Origin of the sequence: Nocardia jiangxiensis NBRC 101359 (assembly GCF_000308615.1) — a bacterium.
GTDB classification, from domain to species: domain Bacteria; phylum Actinomycetota; class Actinomycetes; order Mycobacteriales; family Mycobacteriaceae; genus Nocardia; species Nocardia jiangxiensis.
The window spans coordinates 1-4,384 of sequence record NZ_BAGB01000132.1 but is presented as its reverse complement, the minus strand read 5'-3'; the positions used below and the strand labels follow the sequence as shown (position 1 = coordinate 4,384).

Sequence of the window (4,384 nt, the reverse complement as noted above, 5' to 3'; positions counted from 1 at the left end):
GGTGTTGGCGGTGATCGCTGTGCTGTGCTGGCTGTGCGCGTTCCGGGCGGCGGTACTCAGGTCTGCGACTCCGTCGACGAATTCTTGTGCAGCGACCGCCCATTCAGCGTGCGCCTTCTGGTGGGCATCGGCAGCGATGCCCTGCCAGGCGCCGCCGGAGTGCAGGGTGGCGACCTTCTGATCGAGGACGGACAAGTGATCGGTGATGAAGCCGACAAGGCTTGTCAGCCGCGTGACCAGGTTATCGAGCTCGTCAAGGTTGACGGTGAATTCTCATGGTCACCCTATCGGTGGAAGATCCAGACTTGACACCTCAGCGGCGAACTGGTTGTCTTGTGCGTCATAGGATTTCGCGGTCGCACCAAGAGTCGAAGCCATGGTCGTGAGCGCTGCGAAGATCTTCTGGCCGCTGCCCTGGCATTCGAACCAGCCTTTGGCGAAACTGTCGGATGCGGTGCTACGCCACGACCCTTTCGTCAGGATCTCCACTTCACGGCCCGCGCTGACCAACGCCGCATGCAACACATCAGCCAGGTCGTAGGCGTACTTGCCGACAGCAGCGATCTCAGTGGGCACAACCGAGAGGTCCGGAGTTCCCCCGTCCGGTGTCATACCCGAAGGGTAGCAGGGGCCGACCACTATCCCGCCAGCACCGTCCCCACATGTAAGACCACCTCGGCTCCTCCTGCCCCGGTGTGCAGCACCGTATAACAAGCCGCGTCGAAACGCACCGAGAAATCCGCCCACCGTGCCGCTGGTTGATGCGGATGCGCCGAAGGTGGTGTGGGCGTTGGATTGTCAGTTCGATTCCACGGTCGATGGGTGGGCGGTGAAGATCGCGTCGATGATCGACGAGCACACCTGTGAGTCGCTGCTGCATCTGGTGGAGCGGTCGATCACCGCCGAGCGGCTGGTCGCCCGAGCTGGAGACGGTATTCGCTCGCAGTGGTGGCCCGCCGAAGGTGCTGCGGATGGACAACGGGCCGGAATTGATTTCCGCAGCGCTGCAACAGTTCTGTGCGAACAAGGCGGGAACGGTTTACATCCAGCCTGGCACGCCGTGACCGGATGGTCGCCTCATCGGGACCGGCCAGTGGCCACCAGGCATCCACTACCTGACCAGCAGCATCTATAACCACGAGTCTGGCTGGAATGCCAGCGCTTCGTGTCCGAAGCTATGATCACCGGGGCAACGTGCCGACTGTTCGGTGTCGTCGATCTAGGGGGAGCTGTGGGTTCCAATCCTTCGGCGGGGCGGTCAGTGAGTGAATTTGCCTGGGGTGGTGTTGATTTCGCTGCGCTGTACGGTCTCCCGGAGCGGGATCTCAGCGCTGCCCGGGGGCTGCATCGGACTGGGGGATTCCTGCGGATACCGATCGGGATCGGCTCGACCGGGAATCCCGTCGCGCTGCAGATCCCGACGGCATCGGAGATAGGTGCGAACGGGATCGTTGTCGGCAGAAGCGGATCGGGCAAGTCCGAGCTGCTCAGGACGGCCGTCGTGGGGGCGGCGGTCAGCTACCCGCCTGAGGACATCAGCTTCTTCATCGTCGATTTCCGCGGCGACGGGGTGTTCGACGAGGTGGCGGACCTGCCCCACGTATCCGGGATGGTTTCCGGTGTCGTGCAGGATCTTTCCCTGGCCGACCGAATCGAGAGCACCCTGATCGGTGAACTCACTCGCCGACAGGAGCTATATACGGCTGCGGGCAATTTCGCCAACACCACCGAGTATCAACGAGCCAGGCAGGCGGGTGCGGATCTGGAACCGCTTCCCAAACTGGTGGTCGTCATCGATGCGCTCGACGAACTTCTCTCCCGGCGACCGCAGTTCGCCGAGGCGGTAGTCGCAGTGAGCCGCGCGGGGCGCTCACACGGCCTCACACTGCTCGCCAGCGCACAACAGCTGGCGGAGAATACATTTCGTGGAGTCGACAACCATTTCACGTACCGCATCGTCCTGGGGAACCTGTCCGCCGACGAATCCCAACGCGTCCTGGGCACGGACGAAGCCCACATGCTGCCGGACGTCCCCGGTCACGCATATCTTCGTGACGGCCATCTCGAACCGACTCGATTCACTGCCGCACATCCCACCCGGATATGCAGACCCCACGACATCTCTTCGAATGATGCGGATGATCGGACGCAGCTCGAAATCATTGTGTCCCAAATGCATTCGCACGACCAACCGACGCGAACCATCTGGCTGCCACCACTGGACGAAGCGCCGACACTCGATCAGCTCATGCCTGCGCCGATCACCCACCGGCCGGTATCTACCCTGCGTGTTCCGATCGGCATCGTCGACCGGCCCAACCTGCAACGCCGTGATCCGCTGATCGTCGACCTGTCCGGGGCCCAAGGCAACATCGGTATCTGCGGCGTACATCTCTCGGGGAAGTCAACTGCCCTGCAATCGTTGATCATGGCGCTGGCACTGACACACACGGCCGAACAGGTGCAGTTCTACTGCTTCGACATCAATCGCCAACTCGCCGTCCTCGAGCAGTTACCGCACGTCGGTTCGGTGGCACGGCTCGAGGACAAAGGCATGCTGCGGCGCACTCTCAACCAGTTGACCGCACTGATGCAGTACCGCGAACGATATTTCCGCGAAACGGATATCGAATCGATGGACCAGTTCCGGCGTTTACGCGCAATGGATTCGGTCGACAATCCCGCCGCGTCGGCCGCGATCCGCGACGACCCGTTCGGCGACGTGTTCCTGGTGATCGACACCCTTCGCTACCTCTGGGATATCGGCGAGGTCGGGTTCTATAGGCAGATCGCCCACCTCGTTGCCCGAGGCCCCGCCTACGGGGTGCATGTCATTGTGGCACTGAAGTACTGGTCTGATGCGCATTCAGGGCTGGATGAGGCATTCGGAACTCGCCTCGAATTGCACCAGCCGGAATTACGGTATTTCTCGTCCGACTCCGAGATCGCCCAACAGGTTTCTCCCCGGAATCGACCCGGATGCGGCTCGACTTCGGAAGGTCACGACATACGCATGGCGCTCCCGCGCCTAAACGGCAACACCCATCCCGAAACACTCGACAACGCAACAGCCTTGGCGGTAGCGAAGATCCGAGCCGACACGCCGGGCCGTCCAGCACCGGCGATCTACCCACTGCCCGAACTCCTCGACCGCGACGAAGTGCTGCGTCGATCCGGAAACTGGCCCTCCGGCGTGGACTCGCGCGAAAGTTGCCTGCGATTTCCGATCGGCATCGACGAAACCCACCACGCGCCTGTCTATCTCGACTTCGGAGCCAGCCCGCACCTGATCATCATCGGCGAACCTGGATGCGGTAAGACGACAGTGCTGCGCTCGATCATCGCGGCGATCTGCGCATCGAACACCGTCGACCAGGCACGCTTCGTCCTCGTGGACTACCGTGCCACAGGTCTGGTGGACAGCATTCCACGAGAATTCCTCGCCGGATACGGCCCGGATGTCCAAACCGCCGAGCATCTGTTCGGTGACCTGGCACAGTACCTGGACAGGCGAATGCCCCGACCGCAGGAAAGCACGCGGAGAGCGCCGGAGCGGTGGTGGTCCGGCCCCGACATCTTCGTCGTCATCGACGACCACGAACTGGCGTCCACCAGGGACGGCAACCCCGCACATCGACTCACGGCGGCACTGCCCTACGCACGTCAGGTCGGCTTCCACCTGATCATCGCGCGAAGCTCCATCGGGGCAGCACGAGGCATGTACGACGGACCGCCACTCGCGCAGCTCCGTGAACTCGGCACCACCGCCCTCCTCATGAGCGGCGACCGCAGCGAAGGCGAACTGATCGGCAGAATTCGCCCCGAGGAGCTCCCGCCGGGCCGTGGAATCCTCCTCACCCGCAGTGGGCAGGAGTACATCCAGACTGCATGGACACCACCTACCTGAACGCTGCTGAGGCACCAGATGTTTCGCAGATGCCGTCGTGCGGTCGCCCCAGGACAGGCACTACAGGTGGCAGCCGACCAGCGGCGATACCGACCCGATTACGTTCGTTCAACTGAACCATGGACACCAGCACTCCTCAGCCGGTCGGGACCGGGAAGCAGATGTCTGCCCGACATCCAGGTCGTTCACGTCATCTGCCGTTCGATCGACCAAAATTATCCGCCGCTCCCGATACCATCCCAGCTCAGGAAGCTGTCGGCTCCGCGCCCGCGGGGATGGTCCAGCCACTGGGGAGCGGCCGACTTGGAACGTGTGTCGGCCTCGATGCCTTCCTCTTGGATCCCGTTCCACTGGGTCGTTGGCCCTTTGCGCAGCGCATATCGGCAGCACGATTTGCCCTTGTCCGCGTGCAGTTTTCCGGGGGCGCGGCCAGCGCCGCGACCGAAGGGGAGGGGATCCCACATGAGGGTTTAAGCG

4 protein-coding genes are annotated in these 4,384 nt (G+C 62.8%); 2 read left to right on the top strand and 2 right to left on the bottom strand.

What is annotated here, in order from left to right; translation table 11 throughout:
* Both ON40_RS34655 and ON40_RS34650 read right to left on the bottom strand, forming a co-directional pair.
* On the bottom strand, positions 1-207 hold a 207-nt coding region (locus tag ON40_RS34655; RefSeq protein WP_245568124.1), incomplete at its 3' end, for a WXG100 family type VII secretion target.
* Between the two features lie 72 nt (positions 208-279).
* Positions 280-612, bottom strand: a complete 333-nt coding sequence (locus tag ON40_RS34650; RefSeq protein ID WP_040829486.1) for a WXG100 family type VII secretion target — start codon at positions 610-612, stop codon at positions 280-282.
* 166 nt (positions 613-778) lie between these two features.
* On the opposite strand from ON40_RS34650, the gene ON40_RS52470 reads away from it, so the two are divergent.
* Together ON40_RS52470 and eccCb are read left to right on the top strand one after the other, a co-directional pair.
* Entirely contained in the window at positions 779-1,135 is a 357-nt protein-coding gene (locus ON40_RS52470) for a hypothetical protein (protein WP_157186588.1), read from the top strand.
* 126 nt (positions 1,136-1,261) lie between these two features.
* Positions 1,262-3,907, top strand: a complete 2,646-nt coding sequence (gene eccCb, locus ON40_RS34640; protein WP_051194011.1) for a type VII secretion protein EccCb — start codon at positions 1,262-1,264, stop codon at positions 3,905-3,907.
* Positions 3,908-4,384: the final 477 nt, after the last annotated feature.

Bases quoted from the DNA above. Each gene is read 5' to 3' on its own strand.
- ON40_RS34650 (WP_040829486.1), bottom strand. From the start codon at position 612: ATGACACCGGACGGGGGAACTCCGGACCTCTCGGTTGTGCCCACTGAG.